At 73.1% G+C, this 19193-nt stretch carries 22 protein-coding genes; 6 read left to right on the top strand and 16 right to left on the bottom strand.

Going from position 1 to position 19193, the window contains the following annotated elements:
* Positions 1–543 precede the first annotated feature (543 nt).
* Positions 544–711, top strand: a complete 168-nt coding sequence (locus tag ABD993_RS14170) for a hypothetical protein (protein WP_345417206.1) — start codon at positions 544–546, stop codon at positions 709–711.
* Between the two features lie 774 nt (positions 712–1485).
* Positions 1486–1764 carry a hypothetical protein gene (locus ABD993_RS14165; protein ID WP_345417204.1) on the top strand — a complete coding sequence of 93 codons (279 nt, stop codon included), beginning with the start codon at positions 1486–1488 and terminating at the stop codon, positions 1762–1764.
* On the opposite strand, the gene ABD993_RS14160 is transcribed toward ABD993_RS14165, so the two are convergent.
* The 7 genes from ABD993_RS14160 to ABD993_RS14130 all read right to left on the bottom strand — a co-directional run bounded on the left by ABD993_RS14160 (position 1761) and on the right by ABD993_RS14130 (position 6756).
* On the bottom strand, positions 1761–2009 hold the full coding sequence (locus tag ABD993_RS14160; RefSeq protein WP_345417201.1) for a hypothetical protein: 249 nt from the start codon (positions 2007–2009) through the stop codon (positions 1761–1763). The two genes, ABD993_RS14165 and ABD993_RS14160, sit on opposite strands and share 4 nt — an antisense overlap.
* A 31-nt stretch (positions 2010–2040) precedes the next feature.
* Positions 2041–2448 (bottom strand): arsenate reductase ArsC, encoded by a 408-nt coding sequence (locus ABD993_RS14155; protein ID WP_345417198.1) that lies wholly within the window; start codon positions 2446–2448, stop codon positions 2041–2043.
* On the bottom strand, positions 2445–3545 hold the full coding sequence (arsB, locus tag ABD993_RS14150; RefSeq protein WP_345417195.1) for an ACR3 family arsenite efflux transporter: 1101 nt from the start codon (positions 3543–3545) through the stop codon (positions 2445–2447). The genes ABD993_RS14155 and arsB overlap by 4 nt, the downstream gene beginning before the upstream one ends.
* Positions 3542–3925 carry an ArsR/SmtB family transcription factor gene (locus tag ABD993_RS14145; RefSeq protein WP_345417192.1) on the bottom strand — a complete coding sequence of 128 codons (384 nt, stop codon included), beginning with the start codon at positions 3923–3925 and terminating at the stop codon, positions 3542–3544. The genes arsB and ABD993_RS14145 overlap by 4 nt, the downstream gene beginning before the upstream one ends.
* Before the next feature lie 88 nt (positions 3926–4013).
* A complete protein-coding gene (locus tag ABD993_RS14140; protein WP_345417189.1) occupies positions 4014–4172 on the bottom strand; it encodes a hypothetical protein in 159 nt (52 codons plus the stop codon).
* Positions 4173–4184: 12 nt separating this feature from the next.
* Positions 4185–5414: an MFS transporter gene (locus ABD993_RS14135; protein WP_345417186.1), complete on the bottom strand. Its 1230-nt coding sequence runs from the start codon at positions 5412–5414 to the stop codon at positions 4185–4187.
* Between the two features lie 4 nt (positions 5415–5418).
* On the bottom strand, positions 5419–6756 hold the full coding sequence (locus tag ABD993_RS14130) for an NAD(P)-binding domain-containing protein (RefSeq protein WP_345417183.1): 1338 nt from the start codon (positions 6754–6756) through the stop codon (positions 5419–5421).
* Positions 6757–6883: 127 nt separating this feature from the next.
* Between ABD993_RS14130 and ABD993_RS14125 the strand changes: the two genes are divergently transcribed.
* Positions 6884–7750 (top strand): helix-turn-helix domain-containing GNAT family N-acetyltransferase, encoded by an 867-nt coding sequence (locus ABD993_RS14125; RefSeq protein ID WP_345417625.1) that lies wholly within the window; start codon positions 6884–6886, stop codon positions 7748–7750.
* A 167-nt stretch (positions 7751–7917) separates the two neighbouring features.
* Here ABD993_RS14125 and ABD993_RS14120 read toward each other — a convergent pair whose 3' ends face one another.
* The 4 genes from ABD993_RS14120 to ABD993_RS14105 all read right to left on the bottom strand — a co-directional run bounded on the left by ABD993_RS14120 (position 7918) and on the right by ABD993_RS14105 (position 12508).
* Positions 7918–8880, bottom strand: a complete 963-nt coding sequence (locus tag ABD993_RS14120; RefSeq protein ID WP_345417180.1) for a hydroxymethylglutaryl-CoA lyase — start codon at positions 8878–8880, stop codon at positions 7918–7920.
* Positions 8877–10076, bottom strand: coding sequence for a CaiB/BaiF CoA transferase family protein (locus ABD993_RS14115; protein WP_345417177.1), 1200 nt, complete (start codon positions 10074–10076; stop codon positions 8877–8879). Before ABD993_RS14115 ends, ABD993_RS14120 begins: the two co-directional genes overlap by 4 nt.
* 114 nt (positions 10077–10190) lie before the next feature.
* Positions 10191–10973: an IclR family transcriptional regulator gene (locus ABD993_RS14110; RefSeq protein ID WP_345417174.1), complete on the bottom strand. Its 783-nt coding sequence runs from the start codon at positions 10971–10973 to the stop codon at positions 10191–10193.
* Between the two features lie 101 nt (positions 10974–11074).
* On the bottom strand, positions 11075–12508 hold the full coding sequence (locus ABD993_RS14105) for an amidase (protein ID WP_345417171.1): 1434 nt from the start codon (positions 12506–12508) through the stop codon (positions 11075–11077).
* 104 nt (positions 12509–12612) lie between these two features.
* Between ABD993_RS14105 and ABD993_RS14100 the strand changes: the two genes are divergently transcribed.
* Positions 12613–13569 carry a response regulator transcription factor gene (locus ABD993_RS14100; protein ID WP_345417168.1) on the top strand — a complete coding sequence of 319 codons (957 nt, stop codon included), beginning with the start codon at positions 12613–12615 and terminating at the stop codon, positions 13567–13569.
* A gap of 154 nt (positions 13570–13723) precedes the next feature.
* Here the strand turns inward: ABD993_RS14100 and mrf are convergent, their stop codons facing one another.
* Entirely contained in the window at positions 13724–14953 is a 1230-nt protein-coding gene (gene mrf, locus ABD993_RS14095; protein ID WP_345417165.1) for a ribosome hibernation factor-recruiting GTPase MRF, read from the bottom strand.
* A 71-nt stretch (positions 14954–15024) separates the two neighbouring features.
* Between mrf and rpmB the strand changes: the two genes are divergently transcribed.
* Entirely contained in the window at positions 15025–15261 is a 237-nt protein-coding gene (gene rpmB / locus ABD993_RS14090) for a 50S ribosomal protein L28 (protein ID WP_345417163.1), read from the top strand.
* A 73-nt stretch (positions 15262–15334) separates the two neighbouring features.
* On the opposite strand, the gene ABD993_RS14085 is transcribed toward rpmB, so the two are convergent.
* The 4 genes from ABD993_RS14085 to nthB form a co-directional block, all read right to left on the bottom strand.
* Entirely contained in the window at positions 15335–15457 is a 123-nt protein-coding gene (locus tag ABD993_RS14085) for an FAD-linked oxidase C-terminal domain-containing protein (RefSeq protein WP_345417160.1), read from the bottom strand.
* 188 nt (positions 15458–15645) lie between these two features.
* Positions 15646–16026 carry a nitrile hydratase accessory protein gene (locus tag ABD993_RS14080; RefSeq protein ID WP_345417157.1) on the bottom strand — a complete coding sequence of 127 codons (381 nt, stop codon included), beginning with the start codon at positions 16024–16026 and terminating at the stop codon, positions 15646–15648.
* Positions 16023–16628, bottom strand: a complete 606-nt coding sequence (nthA, locus tag ABD993_RS14075) for a nitrile hydratase subunit alpha (protein WP_345417154.1) — start codon at positions 16626–16628, stop codon at positions 16023–16025. The genes ABD993_RS14080 and nthA overlap by 4 nt, the downstream gene beginning before the upstream one ends.
* Positions 16625–17293 carry a nitrile hydratase subunit beta gene (gene nthB / locus ABD993_RS14070; protein ID WP_345417152.1) on the bottom strand — a complete coding sequence of 223 codons (669 nt, stop codon included), beginning with the start codon at positions 17291–17293 and terminating at the stop codon, positions 16625–16627. The genes nthA and nthB overlap by 4 nt, the downstream gene beginning before the upstream one ends.
* Positions 17294–17638: 345 nt before the next feature.
* Between nthB and ABD993_RS14065 the strand changes: the two genes are divergently transcribed.
* A complete protein-coding gene (locus ABD993_RS14065; RefSeq protein WP_345417149.1) occupies positions 17639–19189 on the top strand; it encodes a Re/Si-specific NAD(P)(+) transhydrogenase subunit alpha in 1551 nt (516 codons plus the stop codon).
* Positions 19190–19193: the final 4 nt, after the last annotated feature.

Raw genomic sequence — 19193 nt, 5'->3', positions numbered from 1 at the left:
GTCTGCGGATCGTGGACTCGGGCGCGAAGCGCCGTTTGGGTCGGGCGTGGCGGTTGGCCCAGCGGACGTAGCCGGCGATAGCGGCTTCCTGCGCGGTGTGGGAGGGGTAGTCGCTGCCGTCGAGGGCGAAGTAGCGCAGGGAGGATGTCCCGGCTGTGCTCTCGGACCTGCGCCGCCGGTTGGAGAGTGTTCGGTCGTGGCCGCCCGCGTTCTTCGGGATCGAGCCGGGCGACGGGACCCGGGTCGGGGCTGATCATGACGAAGTCCTGGCCGAGGGGTTCGGCCGGTAGGTGATCCTCTGCGACACGGGGCCGTTGGTAGCGGCGGGCCTGTCGAGGGATCCGGATCATCGGGCGTCGGTGGATCTGTTCGCGTCGCCGCACATGAGTGGACGGCCGATGCTGGTGACCGCGCCGATCGTGGCCGAGGTCGGGTATCTGCTCCATCACAAGGGCAGCCCGCGGGCCGAGTCGTCGTTCCTGCGCTCGCTCGCGGCGGGCGATTCTCCGGACGGTCGAGCTCACCTCCGCGGACTATGCGCGGATGGCGGATCTCGTCGATACGTACGCGGATCTTCCGCTCGGGACGAGCGACGCCTCCGTGGTCGCGCTCGCCGAGCGGCTCGGGGTCACCGAGGTCGCCACGCTCGACCACCGGCATTTCCGGGTCGTTCGGCCCCGGCATGTGGACGCGTTCACCCTCCTCCCGTGACGTCGGCGGATCTGAATCCGGCGGGTGGTCGGATGCCGGGGTGTTCGGCATCCGACCACTCTGCGTGCACGCCGCACAGTCGACGTCAGGTCCCCGCTGTCGTCAGGGGTGGCCACCGAGATGACGGGAGGAAGCATTGCTGGCGCGACCTCGTCGTCTGACTCAGTTCTGACAACAACAGGAGCCGACACAGACCGCCTTCAGACCACGTCCACGACCACGTTTTCCCAGCTCAGAGGGTTGTGACCTGGGGGAAGATCGGGTTCACACCGAAGAGGTCACTCGTCCGGTCCCAGTATCGCCCACTCGCCGAAGGCCCTGGTCAGGGGCTCCGACAGGAGCCGGAGACCGGGGCCTTCGGCGTTGTGCGGGGCGTGTGACGCGGGTTTGACGGCAACGCGCGCGACACTCGACCCACCTCAGCCTCCTTCGGCATCTGCTGGACGGGGTCCCGAGGCCCCGCCGAGAGCGGTCTCCACGAGCGAGATCGCGCTCGAACTCGTCGTCGAAGTCCACGCTGGAGACACCGAGAGTGACCGCGATCTGGGCGTGGCCGAGGATGACCGGGGCCGCCCGGCCCCGCGAGATGGCCCGCGACCAGCTCGATGTGATCGCCGGGATGCTCGGCCGTCGCCGGAGCTGCTGCACGTCTTCGCCGAGCTCGTCCGCCACACCGCGCAGGCGGGCACGATCCCCGCGATCAACCCCGCTGGGACCCCACCACAGCGAGAGCGGACGGCGCGCCGCCGTTCTTGTTCCAGCACATCAGCCGCGGTGGCCGACGAGCTTGGCGGCTGCGGTCGCCCCTACGCCACACCCTGCGCCCGCGAGCACGCCTGCCTCCGCAGCCCGAGCCTGCAGGTCCACCCGACCATGCTGTTCCGCCTCGACGATCTCGAACGGGACCTGAAGAGGCGCCGCGAGCAGGCCGGCCGAGAACGATGCCTCGGTGAGCTCGAGGGTATGGACCTCGCCCTGGAACACCTTCGCGGCAAGCGGGCCTCGCCCGGGCGGCTTGCCGCCCGCCGCGACGAAGCTCTCGAAGACCCCTAGCGAGATCGACCGGCCTGCACGCCGAGTTCCATGAGCAGGCCGGCAACGCGGCCTGCGATGTCGTCGCGGATCAGGCGCATGCGTTCGATGCCGTCGATGCCGCGTTCGGAGGGTTCGTCGGTGTCCCAGTTGCGCAGCTCGACTCCGTCCGGGACGTCGACCTGGGCCTCGCGGCCGAGGGTGATGACCAGATCGACGCGGCGCAGCAGCTCCGAGTCGAAGGGTTCGGGCGTCTCGCCGGACATGTCGGCCCCGACTTCGGCGGCTTGGGTTCGGTCATCCGGTGGTTGCCGTGAGTTCGGCGAGGAGCTCACGGACGCGGCGGTCGATGTCGTCGCGAATCGGGCGGACGTCCTCGACGGGCTTGCCGGCGGGGTCGGTGAGGTCCCAGTCGAGGTACCGCTTGCCGGGGAAGACGGGGCAGGCGTCGCCGCAGCCCATCGTGATCACGACGTCGGACGCCTTGACGGCGTCCGTGGTCAGCTTCTTCGGCACCTCACGCGAGAGGTCGATGCCGATCTCGGCCATGACCTCGCGGACGGCCGGGTTGATCGACTCCGCGGGGGCGGACCCGGCGGAGCGGACGGTGACCGCGCCGCCGGCGTGGTGTTGCAGTAGCGCGGCGGCCATCTGGGAGCGGCCCGCGTTGTGGACGCAGACGAACAGCACCTCGGGGATGCTCACGATCGGTTCTCCTGACGAATGGTGGGCCACCAGCGGCGGCGCAGGGCGAGGGAGACGTAGACCAGGCCGACGAGGACGGGGACCTCGATCAGCGGTCCGACGACCCCGGCGAGGGCCTGGCCGGAGGTGACGCCGAAGGTGGCGATGGCGACGGCGATGGCGAGCTCGAAGTTGTTGCCCGCCGCGGTGAACGCGAGCGTCGCGGAGCGTTCGTAGCCCAGGCCGACGGCCTTGGCCAGGGCTAGGGAGCCGAACCACATGATCGCGAAGTAGGCCAGCAGCGGCAGGGCGATGCGGGCGACGTCGAGGGGCTGGGAGGTGATGGCGTCGCCCTGGAGGGCGAAGAGGATGACGATGGTGAACAGCAGCCCGTAGAGGGCGAAGGGGCCGATGCGGGGGATGAACCTCTCCTCGTACCAGGCGCGGCCCTTGGCCTTCTCCCCGAACCGACGGGTCAGGTAGCCGGCGACCAGCGGGATGCCGAGGAAGATCAGCACGGAGCGGGCGATCTGCCAGGCGGAGACGTCGAGGTCGGCCTGCGGGAGTCCGAGCCGGCCGGGCAGGATCGAGAGGTAGAACCAGCCGAGCCCGGCGAAGGCGATCACCTGGAACACCGAGTTGATCGCGACGAGGACGGCGGCGGCCTCGCGGTCGCCGCAGGCGAGGTCGTTCCAGATGATGACCATGGCGATGCAGCGGGCGAGACCAACGATGATCAGGCCGGTGCGGTACTCGGGCAGGTCGGGAAGCATGAGCCAGGCCAGGGCGAACATCAGTGCCGGGCCGAGGATCCAGTTCAGGATCAGTGAGCTGATGAGCAGGCGGCGGTCCCCGGTGACGGTGCCGAGCCGGTCGTAGCGGACCTTCGCCAGCACGGGATACATCATGATCAGCAGCCCGAGGGCGATGGGCAGGGAGACGCCGTCGATGGCGATCGCGTCGAGCGCGGAGCCGAGGCCCGGTATCAGGCGTCCGGCGCCGAGCCCGGCCGCCATGGCGGCGATGATCCAGACGGGTAGGAAGCGGTCGAGGGTGGAGAGCTGCTTCGCGACCGGGGTGTCGGTGGTGGAGTTGCTCGTGTCGGGGGTGGCGCTCATTCGGGGAGGTCGCCTTCCTCGGGCGTGCAGGTGGGGGCCAGGGGTGCCGTGGTGGGGGCGAGGAGTTCGGCGAGGTGGCCGATGACCTCGGTCTGGATGCGGTAGTAGATCCAGGTGCCGCGGCGCTCACCGGTGATCAGGCCGGCCAGGCGCAGCACTTTGAGGTGGTGGCTGATGGTGGGGCCGGTGAGGTCGAACGCTCCGGTCAGGTCGCACACGCAGGCTTCGCCGCCATCGTGGGCGGCGATGAGGGAGACCAGCCGCAGCCGCACGGGGTCGCCGAGGGCCTTGAACGCCGCTGCAAGGTCGACGGCGTCCTCGGCACTCAGCGGCGCTCGCGGGGTGGTCGAGGAGGGGAGGAGGGGCAGCAGTTTCGACACTCCTCTATCTTCATCACTGTCGAACCATGAGAGCAACAGTGGGCCCGGTGATGTCGACAACCGTTCATCCTGGCTCGTCATCGGCTGTTCAGGTCGACGTCGGGGCGAGGACGCCGTCGAGACCGCGCGGTGGGGTCGGCACGAGGGCGAGGTGTCGGCGGCGGGCGACGGCCAGGGCGCCGGGGTGCACCTCCGGGGCCGGGTCGGTGCCCGCGGAGGGCGGCGCGACGCCCCAACGCCTCGCCATCTCGCTCAGGCTTCATTGACGGCCGGGGACGGTGCCCCACGCCAGGGCCGCGGCGGCAGCGGCGACTGCGGCGAGAAGCCAGAACACCGCCGTGTAGCCGCCCAGGGTCGCGGCCAGAGCGGCGCCCGCCCACGGTGACACAGCGGTCGCGACCATGGACGGGGCGGAGAGCAGGCCGTTGAGGCGCCCGTAGTGCGAGGCGCCCCAGCGGTCGCTGATCGCGGTGGCCTGCAGCAGGGTGAAGATGCCCCGAGCCGCACCGGCCAGCATCGCCACGGCGACCAGGAGGCCGGTCGGCCCGGGTATCGCTGCGAGCAGCGCGGTCGCCAGTGCCGAGAGCCCGAGGACGGTGACGCCGCGGGCGCGGACGCCGAGCAGTCGGTCGAGGCGTCCGTAGAACAGCCGCCCGCAGACCTGCCCCACCCCGCCCAGCCCGAGCGCCCAGGCGGCGGTCGAGGTGGACAGGCCGCGCTCGATGAGCAGCGGGACCTGGTTGACCACGACGGCGAACGCGCTGAACGTTCCCAGCGCGATCGCCGGGACGAGCAGGACGAACGCCCGGCTGCGCACGATCTCCCGCGGTGCGTGGCCGCTCGTGGCCGCGGCGTCGACCTCGGCGTCGACCTCACCGTCGGCCTCGTGGGGCTCTGGCCAGTACCCACGCAGCCCGAGGGCGTGGCCGGGGATGGTGATCACGGCGAGGACGACGGCGAGGACCAGGTAGGTGTTCCGCCAGCCGACCTGACCCACCAACGCCGCGGTCAGCGGGGCGAAGATCGTGCTCGCCAACCCGGCCACCAGGGTCAGCACGGTCAACGCACGCACCCGCCGCGGCCCCCACCAGCGGGTCAGCGCGGCGAACGCCGGCGGGTAGAGGGTGCCGGCCATGGCAACCCCGGCCAGCACCCATGCAGCGAAGAACAGTGGCAGCGTCGGCGCGAGCGCGATCCCGACGACGGCGGGCACGGCCAGCACCGACCCGGCCGTCATCACCGGTCGCGGCCCGATCCGGTCCAGCAGCCGCCCCGTCCAGATGCCGACCAGCGCGGACACGATCAGCCCCGCGGAGAACGCGGCGGTGATCGTCGAGACCGAGCGGCCGGTGTCCGTGGAGATCGACGGGGCCAGCACCGGGAAGGCGTAGTACAGGACTCCCCAGCTGACGATCTCGGTCGCGCAGAGCACGACGAGCACCCGCCGCAGGCCACCCGAGGCCAGCGGCAGGGCGCTCGTCGGTCGCACGTGGTCAGTCCTGCGGGCGCCCGAAGCCGACGGCGACCGGCTCGGCCGGTGCACCGCAGCACCCACCCTCGGCGGCCCCGGCCGGGTCGTCGAACACTCCGGCGCCGCCGCAGACGCCGGTCTCGGGCAGCACGAGCTCGACGCGTTCCGCCGCGTCCCGGTCCCCGTCGAGGGCGGCGACGACGGATCGGACCTGCTCGTAACCGGTCATCGCCAGGAACGTCGGCGCCCGGCCGTAGGACTTCATCCCGACCAGGTACACCCCCGGCTCGGGCTGGGCCAGCTCACGCGCCCCGTGCGGGTAGACCGTGCCGCACGAGTGCACGTTCGGGTCGATCAACGGAGCGAGCTCGCGCGGGGCCTGCAGGACCGGGTCGAGGTCCAGGCGGATCTCCGAGAGCCACGACAGATCGGGGCGGAACCCGGTCAGCACGACGACCTCCGCGACGGGGTCCAGGCGGCGGCCGTCGTCGGCCACCAGGACCACACCGCCGCCGGTCTGCTCGACGGCGGCGGTGCGGAACCCGGTCACCGTGGAGATGTGCCCGGCCTCCGACGCCGCGGCGGCCCGAATGCCGAGGGCGCCGCGGGCGGGGAGCTGGTCGGAGTCCCCACCGCCGAACGTGTCGCCGACCCGGCCTCGACGCAGCAACCACACGACATGGGTGCCGGACTCGGCCTCGGCGAGCTCGGCGAACGCCACCAGCGCGGTCAGCGCCGAGTGGCCGCTCCCTGCGACGGCGATCCGCTTGCCCGCGTACCCGGCTCGGACGCCGGGGTCGGTCAGGTCCGGGACGCGATAGCTGATCCGCCCTCCCGCGGTCTGCTCGCCTGCCGCGGGCAGCCCGTCGCCGCCGAGCGGGTTCGGACCACTCCAGGTGCCCGAGGCGTCGATGACCGCGCGGGCGGTGATCCGCTCGTTCTCCAGGTGCACGGTCAGCGGCTCGGTGTCACGGCCTGCGTCGACGACCCGGTCCCGGCCACGGCGGGCCACTCCCACCACCCGCGCGCCGAACCGGACCGTGTCGCCCAGAGCATCGGCGAGAGGCTGCAGGTAGCGCGTCGCCCACTCCGCGCCGGTCGGATAAGTGTCGGGGTCGGGGGCGACCCAGCCGGTCGGGGCCAGCAGCTTCTCCGCCGCCGGGTCGATCAGCTCGCCCCAGCGGGAGAACAGCCGCACGTGGTGCCACTGCCGCACCGCCGCGCCTGCGACCTCGCCGGCTTCGAGTACCAGCGGGGTCATGCCCCGCTCGATCAGGTGCGCGGCCGCGGCGAGTCCCACGGGGCCCGCACCCACGACCACCACCGGCAGCTCGGACGTCTCGGACACGGGCTCGGTCATGGCTCCTCCATCGATGAACGTCGATCCTTCGAGTACGAACTGTATCGACGGCGGTCGATGGATGCAACCATCGACGTTCGTCGATACTATGGCAGCCATGAGTGCTCCGCCTCGTCCGTCGACCGCGATGCCCCCAGTGCCGCTCACGGACCTCTCGGATCCGGCCCCGGCGCAGCTCGGGGCGCAGGACGCGGCGACCTACGCCGAGTGGTTCGCCTGCCTCGCCGACCCGACCCGGGTGCGGCTGCTGCACGCCGTCGCTGTCGCCGGCCACGCGACGACGGTGGGGGAGCTGCACTCCCAGCTCGGGATCAGCCAGTCCACCACCTCCCACCACCTGCGCAAGCTCGCCGACGTCGGGTTCGTGACTCTCCGCAAGGAGGGCACGGCGACCTTGGTGTCGGTCAACCCCGCGTGTTGCACCGGCCTGCCGCACGCCGCCGACGCCGTCATGGGCATGCTCGGCCCCCGTCCCTGTTGCCCCGCCGACGTTCCGATCGGCGTCACCGTGCGCGCCCTCGAACCCGGTGACTGGGCCGACGTCCGCCGCATCTACGCCGAGGGCATCGCCACCGGGCACGCCACCTTCGAGACCGAGGTCCCCGAACGGCGCGAGCTGGACCGCACGTGGCTTCCGGACCACCGCTGGGTCGCCGAGGTCGACGGCCGGATCGCAGGCTGGACCGCACTCGCCCCCGCCTCTGCCCGGCCCGTCTATGCCGGGGTCGCGGAGACCTCGGTCTACGTCGGTGACGGGTTCCGCGGCCGTGGCGTCGGGAAGGCGTTGCTGCACAAGCAGGTCACCGCCGCCGACGAGTCGACCACCATTTGGACGCTGCAGACCTCGATCTTCCCGGAGAACCGCGCCTCCCTGGCGCTGCACCAGTCCGCGGGCTACCGCACACTCGGCGTCCGCGAACGGATCGGGCGCCATCACGGCGTCTGGCGCGACACCGTGTTCCTCGAGCGCCGGGGCGCCGTCGACCCGCTGTAGTACGAGCCGGCCGTCGGGCGGGGGCTCGGAGTCGGGGGCCAGGCCGTGAACGCCCGCTGCGACCGGACCTCCGGTGAAACCCCCGCCGGGACATCGCCGTGTCGAACTCCGAGACCGGGGCCGGGGCGTTCACCATCGCCCCACAGCTGACCGTGCGGAGGGAGGCGTCAGCAGGGCTCGGCGCGGAGCGCGGGTGCACCCTGGTGCGCCGCCGTCCAGGGGAACGCGGCCGCCGGGGACCGGATGCCCTGCAGGGTCCGGGAGCGGTTCGGCTCGTCGAGCTCGGCGAGCAGCTCGATGGACAACGCGGCGAGGTCGACCAGCCGGGCGGGGTCGAGCCAGCTCGGTCGGAGGGCGAAGAGCAGGTCCTCGGTCGCGGTGTTCCCGCTGGCTCCCGGCGCGAACGGGCAGCCGCCGAGCCCGCCGAGCGCGCCGTCGACCATGCCGGCGCCCGCGTCGACGGCGGCGAGCGTGTTCGCCACGCCCTGCCCCCAGGTGTCGTGGCCGTGGAAGACGACGCGCTCGTCGGGGCGCTCCCGGTGCACCCGCCCGATCAGCGCGGACACCTCGCCGGGCGCGGCCTGGCCGAGGGTGTCGCACACGACGACGTCCGCGGCGCCCGCGGTGCGGGGGTCGGCGACGATGCGCAGGACCCGGTCCGGGTCCACCGGCCCGTCGAAGGGGCAGGTGAACGCGGTGGCCAGGCAGAGCTCGATGCGCCCGCCCGCCGCGAGCGCGGTCGCGATCGCCTCGGGCATGGCCGCGAGGCTGGTCTCGGTGTCGCGGCCGATGTTGGCGCGGTTGTGGGCGTCGGAGACCGACAGGCAGTACTGGACGTTGCGTGCCCCGGCCTCGACGGCCCGGGCGACGTGCCGCGGGGTCGCCACCCAGACCCAGCACCGCTCGAGCTCCGCAGCCGTCAGGCCCGCGACGACGTCGAGGGTGTCGGCCAGCGGCGGGACGAGATCAGGTCGGGCGAGCGAGCCGATCTCCAGGCTGGGCACACCGAGCCGGAGCAGCTCGCGGACGATCTCGATCTTGCGTTCGGTGGGGAGCGGCTTGCCGGTGAGCTGTAGGCCGTCGCGCAGGGTCACGTCGCGCAGGAGCACGTCGGGAGTCGGGCCGGTCATCGGGTCGTCTCCGGGATGTCGAGGGCGGCGAGCACCTCGGCGGTGTGCTCGCCCAGGTCGGGTCCGACGCTGCGGACCGGGAGGGAGGCCTCGCCCATCACGGGGACGATGCCGGGGAAACCGACACGGCGGGGAGCGGCCTCGCCGGTGTCGACGTCGAAGTACTGGATCATGTTGCGCGCCGTGAACTGGGGGTCCGCACAGATGTCGGCGGCGGTGTAGATCGGGCCCGCGGGCACCGCGGCCTGCTCCAGCCGGGCGAGCACCTCGTCGCGCGGCAGGGTGGAGGTCCAGGCGCCGATCGCGTCGTCGAGCTCGTCGCGGCGGGCCCACCGCTCCGCGTTGGTCCCGAGGCCGGGATCGGCACCGAGGTCGGGTCGGCCGACGGCCTCCATCAGCCGTCGGTAGATGCCGTCGCCGTTCCCGGCGATGACGACGGAGTCGCCCCCGGAGCACGGGTAGGCGTTCGACGGGGCGATGCCCTCCATCCGGCCCCCGACGCGCTGCCGGTCGACGCCGTAGGCCAGGTGGTCCGGCACGAGGGACTCCATCATGGAGAAGACGGCCTCGTTGAGCGCCACGTCGATCGTGCGCTGCACCAGCGCGGGACGCTCCCCGCCGCGGCGGGCCTCGCGCTGGAACAGGGCCATCGCGGCGCCGAACGCCGCGTAGAGCCCGGCGATGGAGTCCCCGATGGAGACTCCGGTGCGCGACGGCGGCCGGTCCGGCTCGCCGACCAGGTCCCGCAGCCCGCCCATCGCCTCGGCCACCGCGGCGAACCCGGGCCGATGCGCCATCGGGCCGGTCTGGCCGAACGCCGAGATCCGGCAGACGATCACGTCGGGATTGGCGGCGTCGAGCTCCGAGGGGCCCAGGCCCCACTTCTCCAGGGTCCCGGGACGGAAGTTCTCCAGCACGATGTCGCAGCGCGCCACCAGCCTCAGCGCCGCCTCGCGGCCCTCGGGTTCGCGCAGGTCCAGCACCACGGACTTCTTGTTGCGGTTGACGGTGCGGTAGAGCATCGACGTGGTCCCGCCGTAGAGGCGCCAGTTGCGCAGCTCGTCCCCGGTCCGCGGACGCTCGATCTTGATCACCTCGGCGCCGAAGTCGGCCAGCAGTCGACCCGCGGTGGGCGCCGCGATGTAGTTGCCGAGCTCGAGCACCCGCACGCCCTGGAGGGGCAAGGGGTCGGACATGGTTCTCCTCGCGTGGGGGAAATCCAACGATACCTGCAATGTGAGCAGACACCCACGATGTGAGTCAACCGCTCGGTGTGACGTCTCGCCCGACGGGCCGCTGGTGGCGCGGCGTCAGTGCGGGCGGCGACCTCCGAGGGTGCGGATCACCTGCTCGGCACGGGACACGAGGACGTCGAGCCACTCCTCGCAGCGTTCCCGGGGCATGCGGAACGTCGGCCCGCTCAGGGCGAGGGCCCCGACCAGCTCCGCGGCCGAGTCGAAGACCGGCGCCGCGAGCCCGGAGGCCCCGTCGTCCCGCTCGCCCACGGTGACCGCGAACCCGTCCCGACGGGTCTGGTCCACGGCGGCCCGCAGCTCGGCCGGGTCGGTGATCGTCTCCTCGGTGAACGCGGGCATCGGCGCCTCCAGCACCGCCTCGGCGAGATCTGGCCGCCAGGCGAGGATCACCCGTCCCGCCGACCCGACGTGCAGCGGCATCACCTTGCCCACGTACATCTCACGCCGCAGCGCATGGCGGGTCTCCGCCATGGCGACGCACACCCGCTGACGCTGTTCGGCACGGAAGAAGCACGCCGTCTCACCCGTCTCGTCCCGCAGCTCACGCAGCACCGGCTGCACCAGCTCCAGGACGTCGACGTCCCGGGTCGCGGGCGCCGCCCAGTACGCCATCCGCACCCCGATCCGGATCCCGTCCCCGGCCCTGTCCAGCAGACCCTCGGCCACCATGTTGGCCACCAGACGCTGGACCGTCGAGGCGGGTAGGCCGCTCAGCCTCTGGATCTCACCGAGGGTCAGCACGGGCCGGTCGAGGGAGAAGGCGTCCAGGATCTCGGTGATCTTGCCCAGCACCAGCAGACGATGCTTCGCGGATCCGGGGGCGTCGTCGACGCTCATGGCGCGACCCTAACCGCCTCGACTCCAGGCCAGGAGGCCGAGGAAGCTCACACCACGTCGCGGCGCTTCAGGGACACAACCAGCCCGAATCCTTCGCCCCGTCAGAGGGTGGGGTCGGCGGGGCGGCGGTCCGCCCAGGGGAGGGCGCGTTCGAGGTCGCCCGCCAGGGCGAGCAGGGTCGACTCGTCCGCGTACGGGGCGATGAACTGCACTCCGACCGGCCACCCCTCGTCGGTCCGGCCCAGGGGCAGGCTGAGTGCGGGGTTGCCGGTCACGTTGGACAGGGCGGTGAAGCCGGCGGTGCTGAAGATGTGGTCGTACCAGCCCCGGGCGTCGAGGGAGGGGTCGTCGGCGTTCAGGTAGCCGGCCGCGGTGTTGGGGACGTTCATGGTCGGCGTGAGGATCAGGTCGTAGGTCCGGTGGAACAGACCGACCGCGCGTCGGCTGAGGTTGAAGACTCGTTCGGCGGCGTAGAGGTCGGCGGCACGCAGCGTGCGCCCGTGGTCGGCGCAGGCGCGGGTGGTCGCCTCGAGGCTGTCGGGGCCGGGGGTGACCCCGAGCGCGGCGGCGACGGTGTCGACGCCGTCGGCCAGGAACGAGGTCCACGCCACGAAGTTGGCGTCGTCGAAGGCCGTGGCGTCCAGGTCGGGGGCGGCCCGCTCCACGTGGTGTCCGAGCTCCTCCAGCGTCCGGGCGACGGACTCGACCACCGCGACGCACCGCGGGTCGACGGCGCCCCCGCCGGAGAAGGGCTCGGTGTGGAGCGCGATCCGCAGCGTCCGGCTGCCGGCGCGGGCGTCCTCCGCGTAGCTGCGGGCCGGGTCGGGGAGGCGGTACCGGTCGCCGGGCTCGTAGCCGTGGACGGCGTCGAGCAGCCCCGCGCAGTCCCGCACGGTCCGGGTGAGCACGAACTCGACGCCGAGCCCGAGCAGGGGATCGGCGTAGTCCGGGCCGGGGGAGGTCCGGCCCTGGCTGGGCTTGAGCCCGACCAGGCCGCACGCGGCCGCGGGGATGCGGATCGAGCCGCCGCCGTCGTTGCCGTGGGCGACGGGCAGGGCCCGCGCGGCGACGAGCGCGGCCGAGCCCCCGCTGGACCCGCCGGGGCTGCGGGTGCGGTCCCACGGATTGCGGACCGATCCGGTCGCGACCGCCTCGGTGTTGGCGTTGAAGCCGAACTCCGGCGTCGCGGTGAGGCCGAGCGTCGCCAGGCCTGCGCGGCGGAAGCGCTGCATCAGGGCGGTGTCGGCGGGCATCGGGACCCCCGCGCCGAGCATCCGGGTCCCGGATCGGGTGGGCACTCCCGCGGCGTGGGTGATCAGGTCCTTGATCGCGAACGGGACCCCGGCGAACGGACCGTCGGCGGAGTGGTCGAGCGGGGTGTCGAAGGGGCCGCTGACCAGCCCGTTGGTCGTCTGCTGGGCGGCGGCGAGGGCGGTGACCGCGGCCTCGCGCACCTCGTCGGCGCTCACCTCCCGGTCCCGGATCAGCGCGGCGAGCGCGGTCGCGTCGAGGTCGGTGTACTCGCTGGGCTTCATGGATGGCCCTTCCGTCGTCGTCGAGGAGACGGAACCTAGAGGCGCCCGGACCCCCTGCCATCGGTCGATTGACGGATGTCGCGATCCGGGTACCGTTCTCGGCCATGACCGCTCTGGCCGCGGCGCAGGAGCTGAGGTCGTTCCTGCGGCGCAACGGGAGCCGCACCCCGGGCTCGGCCCTGGCTGCCGCGGAGTGCCTGCGGTCGATCGTCCCCTCGGACTGCCTGGCGCTGTCGGTGTGGGACGCCGGGCTGGGCCGCCACCGCACGCTGGCGTCGACCTACCCGACGCCCCTCACCGGCTACCTCGACGAGGGCATGCACACCGACCCGCTGTTCGCGTCGGTCAGGGCGGGCGGCGGGCCGGTCAGGGTCCGCGACCTGCCCGTGCGGGAGCGGATCGGCCGGATCTTCGACATGATCATCCTGCCCTCCGGTTTCCGGGACGGCGTCACGCAGTGCCTGTTCGCCGCGGACGGCCGCTACGTGGGCATGCTGAACGCGAGCTCGCTGGACGCCCGCCACCCGGACGACGACACGGTGGCCCTGCTCGGACTGCTCGCCGCGGACCTCGGTGCGGCCCTGGACCCCGTGCCGCCACCGCCGTCGCTCGCCGCCCGGCTCGGCGACGGGGCCACCGAGGGCCTGCTCGTCGGCCCGGGTGGTCGGGTCCAGCCGCTGTCGACGCGCCCGCGGCCCGAGCTCGTGGCGGCGGGCTCCCCGCTGGCGGCGGAGCTCGACCGGGTGCACGGGCCGGTCCGGCGCCTCGTCGTGCAGGGCGACGCCGCGATCGAGGTCGACCTGTACCGCACCGACACCGGCGTCGTCGTCCTGCATCGCGAGGTGCAGGCCCCGGACGGGCTGACCCCGCGCGAGCTGCAGGTGCTCGCCGGAGTCGCCGCGGGCAGGAGCAACGGCGAGATCGGCGCGGACCTGGGGATCGGGGCGCGCACGGTGGCGACCCACGTCGAGCACGTGTTGGGGAAGACGGGGTGCCGCAACCGTGCCGCCGCCGCGGCCAGGGCGGCCGGGTGGGGGCTGTCGGTCGAGACCGGCGGCTGAGCGGATCGGCGGCCGCCCGGCTCGTCGGCATCGCCGCGTTCCTGGTCGGCAGCGTGTGCTGCGGCCCGGCGTGGAGCAGGCCCGCGCTGATCGCCTTTCGAGCGGTGCAGGGGCCCGGTGCCGGGCGATGTGCCCGGATGCTGCCTCCCGGTCGTCAGTGCTCCTCCCCACGGGACCGTTCCGCCGTCAGGTCGGCGGTCCCGGTGTCGTCGCAGGGGTCGGTGTGCCGCGATCCGAACGGGTCCGGGAGGGTCCGCCAGGCCTGCTCGCCCGCGGCGAGCTCGGCATCGTCGAGCAGTGCGGAGCGCAGCCCGGCCTCGACGGCGTCGATCCCGTCGTCGTCGAGGGCGTGGGCGAGGACGACGAGGTCCTGGGCCCGGTCACCGAAGCGCGGGTGCCAGCCGAGCGCGGCGAGGGCCCGCCGTTCCTCGGACACCTGGTCCCAGGCGGCGGGGGCCTGGGAGGCGAGCCACCGCCCGGTCCGCCCGATCCGCAACCCACCGCCCGCGGACTCCAGCCACATCACGTCGTCCGGCCGGGTGGCGAGCCAGATCCGCCCCCGGGTCCGCACGACGCCGTCGAGCAGCAGGTCGAACGCCGTGTGCAGCCGGTCCGGATGGAACGGGCGGCGGGCGGAGAACACGAGGAGGCGTGCTCCGTGGCCGGGGACCAGGGGAGGCGTGCCGCGGAGCAGGGGGGCGTGGACGTCGTCGGGTCGGCCGCGGCGGGCCAGCGGGTGGGCACGGCGGAGCAGGAGGGCGTCGTCATCGAGGTCGAGGAGGTCGGATCGCATCGCCAGGGGAGCGAGGCGTTCGAGGACCGCGTCGACCCGGTCGCGGTCCCCGGCCGATCCGGTGTGGACGAGCAGGTCGGCGAACTCGGCGTGGGCGACGGCGACCTGGGCGACCGTGCGCTCGTCGTCCGGCAGGGAGGCGAGACCACGTTCGGCGACGGTCTCGTCGCCGGTCGCGTCGTCCAGCCACGTGGCCGCGTCGACCGCGGTGATCACCCCCCGCAGGTCGACGAGGTCGGTCAGCACGAGGTCGTCGACGACGACGTGGTCGAGGGCCCAGCAGACCTGGTCGGGCTCGAGCGCCGGGTCGAGGTGGAGCACGATCCGGCGGCCCCGCCCGGCGAGCGCGCGCAGGGTGGGCAGCAGGTCCTCGCGCAGCGTGCAGGAGACGCAGCCGTGGGCCAGGTGCACCTCGGTCCACGTGTCGGACCGCCGGTCGCGGATGCGCCGCTGCAGTCGCCCGGCCGCGATGTCGCGCAGGTCGTGGTGGACGACGACCGCGTCCGGGTCCGCCTCGCGGAGGCGGGAGAGCAGGCGCTCGACGCCGTCGGTGTGGAGGCCCGTGACGATGAGCAGCTCGTTCTGGGACATGCGCCCTCCTCGGGGTGATGGGGTCGAGACTGTATCGTAAACGACAACCATTACCGATAAGAGGAGGGTGAATGTCCCGCAGGTGTCAGCTGACCGGGCGCGAGCCGGGCTTCGGCAAGACGGTGTCGCACTCGCACCGGCGCACCCCGCGCCGATTCGACCCGAACGTCCAGGCCCGCCGCTACTGGTTGCCGTCGGAGGGCAGGCACGTGCGTCTGCGGCTGTCGACGAAGGCGATCAGGCTGGTGGACCGGATCGGGGTCGAGGCCGCGGTCGCCCGGATCCGCGCGCGGGGGGAGCGGGTCTGACGGTGCGCCGGCAGGGAGGTCGTGGCCCGGCAGGCGGCGCGGCGGCTCGTCCACGCCGGGCTGCCGGCGGGGGTCACGACGTGGTCCGGGGGACGACCTTGCCCGGGTTGAGGATCCCGTGCGGGTCGAGCGCCCGGCGCAGGGCGCGGTGCATCTCGGCGACGGCGGGGGTCAGCGGGGTGCCGCTGCTGGACACCCTGCGCACCTAGCTCGAGCACGGCCGCCGCCCGACCGCGACCGCCGCCGCGCGGCCCGGCGACAGCGCGGTGATGTCGGCGAAGGTGGAGGCGATGGCGGCCGGGCTGCCGGTTCGTGGGAGGCCGGCGCCGACCGGCACACCGAGGGGTACGCCCGGGTCGGTCGGGCGCTCGGGGTCCGAGCGGGTCAGTGCCCGTGGCCGTGGTCCCCGTGGTCCCGGTGGTCTCCGTGGTCGTGCCCGGCGGGCCGCGCGGCCAGGGCCTCGGCCCGGGTCGCGACCTCGCCGGTGCCCACGGTGCCGTCCGAGGTCAGCACGTCCTCGAGGGCGCCCAGCCACTGGGTGTAGTAGCTCCAGCACTCACCCTCGGGGTGGCCTGCCTCCCAGGCGGCGATCCGCCGGATCAGCGCGGCCTGGAACGTCTCCCACGCGAAGGCGCCCGCGGCGTGCAGGCTGACGGCCATCCCGAAGGCGCGGCCCTCCCAGGGCTCGGCGAAGACGAGCTCGCCGTTGGAGCGCGGGGGTGCGGCGGGCCCGTCGACGGCCAGCGGGGCGAGGGTCTCCGTCACTCCGGCACCCGCACCTTCGCCACCCCGACGAGGGCGTCCCGCGTGATCAGCGGGACCAGCTCCTCCTCGGTCATGTCCTCGGTGCCCGCGGGGCGTTCGGGCAGGACCAGCCACCGGACCTCGCTGCTGGAGTCCCGGACGACGATCTCCACGTCGTCCCCGAGCTCGAGGCCCATCTCGGCCAACACCGCCCGGGGCTCGCGGACCACCCGGGCCCGGTAGGCCGGGTCCTTGTACCAGGACGGCGGCAGCCCCAGGACCGGCCAGGGGTAGCAGGAGCACAGCGTGCACACCGTGACGTTGTGCCGCGTGGGCGTGTTCTCCACCACGACGATGTGCTCGCCCTGCGGCCCGGCGAACCCGAGCTCCGTGATGGCGCTCGTGCCCTCCGCGAGCAACCGCGCGCGGTACTCGGGATCGGTCCACGCCTTCGCGACGACCTTCGCGCCGTTGAGCGGGCCCACGTTCGTCTCGTAGTTCGCGATGAACCCGTCCATCACGGCCGGGTCGACGAGCCCGCGCTCGGTGAGCAGCTGCTCGAGGGCCTCGGTCCGGAGGGCGGGGGAGGGGCGCGAGGCGGCCCCGGCGTCGGGGGTGGTCACGGTGCGGGCTCCAGGTAGCTCTCGAACAGCTCGATGGTCAGGCTGAAGGTCTCGGCGTCCGGCCCCCAGAGCTCGCGGGAGTCGAAGCGCACGGAGTAGACGTGCTGCGGGTTCTCGCCCAGGAAGTGCGCGTGGGTGTCCGGGAACAGGTGCGCGGGCTGGATCAGCTCGACGACCCCGGTGTGCCCGCGCACGTAGGCGGGCAGCTTCGTGTGTCCGGCGGGGGACATCTCCTTGGCGCGGACGGTGTCCCCGACGGCGAAGGCGGGCGCCACCTCGACGGTCCGCAGTGAGCCCGGCGCCGTCGCGGCGTAGTCCGGCTTGTCCGGCTCCGGCACGGCAGGCTCCTCCGCGTCCTCGCCCGCGAGGATGCGGGCGCGCGCGTCGACCGCGCCGGGGGCGAGGATCGCGCTGTCGAGGAGCATCAGCTCGGCGGCGTTCAGCCAGCGGCCGTAGTAGCCGTCGTCGAGATAGGCCGACTCGTCGAGCCGCTCGAGGGCGTGCCGGAACGCGTCGAGGTTGCGACCGGACACGCGGCCCATGGTGAGCAGGGTGAGGGCGAACGCACGGCCCTCCCAGGCCTCCCCGAACACCGGCTCGTCCGGTCGCGGCGGCGCCACGGCCCCCAGGCCCTCCCGGCCGCCCATGTCGGCGATCCGGTCCACGACACCACCTCCGTCTAGGATAGGAAATAGGCGTATCGGATCATACTAAGAGCGGTCGACCGGGACGCGGCGGCGACCGCGGTGGCCACCCTGCGCCGACCCGGCCGGTGCCGGCGTCGCGGTACAGGATCCCGGTCCGTCCCGCCCAGGAATGCCGCAACGGCCGCGGAGCCTGTCCGATGGTCGCGGTGTGACCAGTTCGACCACCGGATTCGACGCCCGCTCGGTTAACTTTGCCAAGCGCATAGCATCGGGTGCCGACCAGGCATGATGCACCCCACCGCCCGGTCGATCCGGGCTGCTCCCGAACGAGCGACAACGTTGCCTGCCAGTGAGGAGAACTGCGTGACAGACGTCGAGGGTCCGCCCGGGATGCGGATCGGTGTGGTGGCGGAGACGGCCAAGTCCGAGACCCGCGTCGCCGCGACGCCGGAGTCGGTGCGGAAGCTGATCGGTCTGGGCTACGCGGTGACCGTGCAGTCCGGGGCGGGGGTGCGGGCCGGGTTCGAGGACTCCGCGTACCGCGAGGCCGGGGCCGAGATCTCCGAGGGTCCGGTCTGGGACTCTGCGGTCGTGCTGGCCATCAACGCGCCGGAGCCGGACGAGATCGAGAAGCTGCAGCCGGGCGCGACGCTCATCGCGATGCTCGCGCCGCGGTTCGAGCCGGAGCGGGTGGCGGCGCTCGCGGCGCACGGGGTCACGGCGCTGTCCATGGACGCGGTGCCGCGCATCTCCCGGGCCCAGTCCCTGGACGTGCTGTCCTCCATGGCGAACATCGCCGGGTACCGGGCCGTGATCGAGGCGGCGCACGCCTTCGGCCGGTTCCTGACCGGGCAGATCACCGCGGCGGGCAAGGTCCCGCCCGCGAAGGTGCTGGTGGCCGGGGCGGGCGTGGCGGGGCTGGCCGCGATCGGCGCGGCGAACAGCCTCGGCGCGATCGTGCGCGCCACCGACCCGCGGCCCGAGGTCGCCGACCAGGTCAAGTCGCTGGGCGGGGAGTACCTGCCCGTCGAGGTCGCCCAGGAGGCCTCGACGGACGGCTACGCCAAGGCGACGTCGGAGGAGTACGACCGCCGGGCCGCGGAGATCTACTCCGAGCAGGCCGCGGACGTCGACATCGTCATCACCACCGCGCTGATCCCGGGCCGCCCGGCCCCGAAGCTGCTCTCGGCCGAGCAGGTCGCGTCGATGAAGCCGGGCAGCGTGATCGTGGACATGGCCGCGGCACAGGGCGGCAACGTGGCCGGGACCGTCGCGGGCGAGGTCGTGACGACGGACAACGGCGTCACCCTCATCGGCTACACCGACCTGCCGGGTCGGCTGCCTGCGCAGGCCTCGCAGCTCTACGGCACCAACGTCGTCAACCTGCTCAAGCTGCTGACCCCGGAGAAGGACGGGCGGCTCACGCTCGACCTGGAGGACGTCGTGCAGCGCGGGCTGACCGTGGCGCACGCGGGGGAGACGCTGTGGCCGCCGCCCGAGGTGTCGGTGAGCGCGCCGGTGCAGCCCGCGGCCGCCGCGCCCGCCGCGGAGCCGCAGGAGCCGAAGAAGCCCTCCCGGTTCCGGCACGTCATCGGACTCGCCGCGGGGGTCGCGTTGTTCGCGGTCACGGCCGCGGCGCCGCCCGCGCTGGCCGCGCACCTCACGGTGTTCCTGCTGGCCATCGTGATCGGCTTCTACGTGATCGGGAACGTGCACCACGCCCTGCACACGCCGCTGATGTCGGTCACCAACGCCATCTCCGGGATCATCGTCGTCGGCGCGGTCCTGCAGATCGCCGTGGACGACGCCGTGGTCATGGCCCTGGCGACGGTGGCGGTCCTGCTCGCGTCCATCAACATCGTCGGTGGCTTCGCGGTGACCCGCCGCATGCTGTCGATGTTCTCCCGGAGCTGACGCC

The sequence above is a fragment of the Pseudonocardia xishanensis genome (genome assembly GCF_039541715.1).
Taxonomy (GTDB): Bacteria; Actinomycetota; Actinomycetes; order Mycobacteriales; family Pseudonocardiaceae; genus Pseudonocardia; species Pseudonocardia xishanensis.
This window is presented reverse-complemented; position numbering and strand designations above follow the sequence as displayed.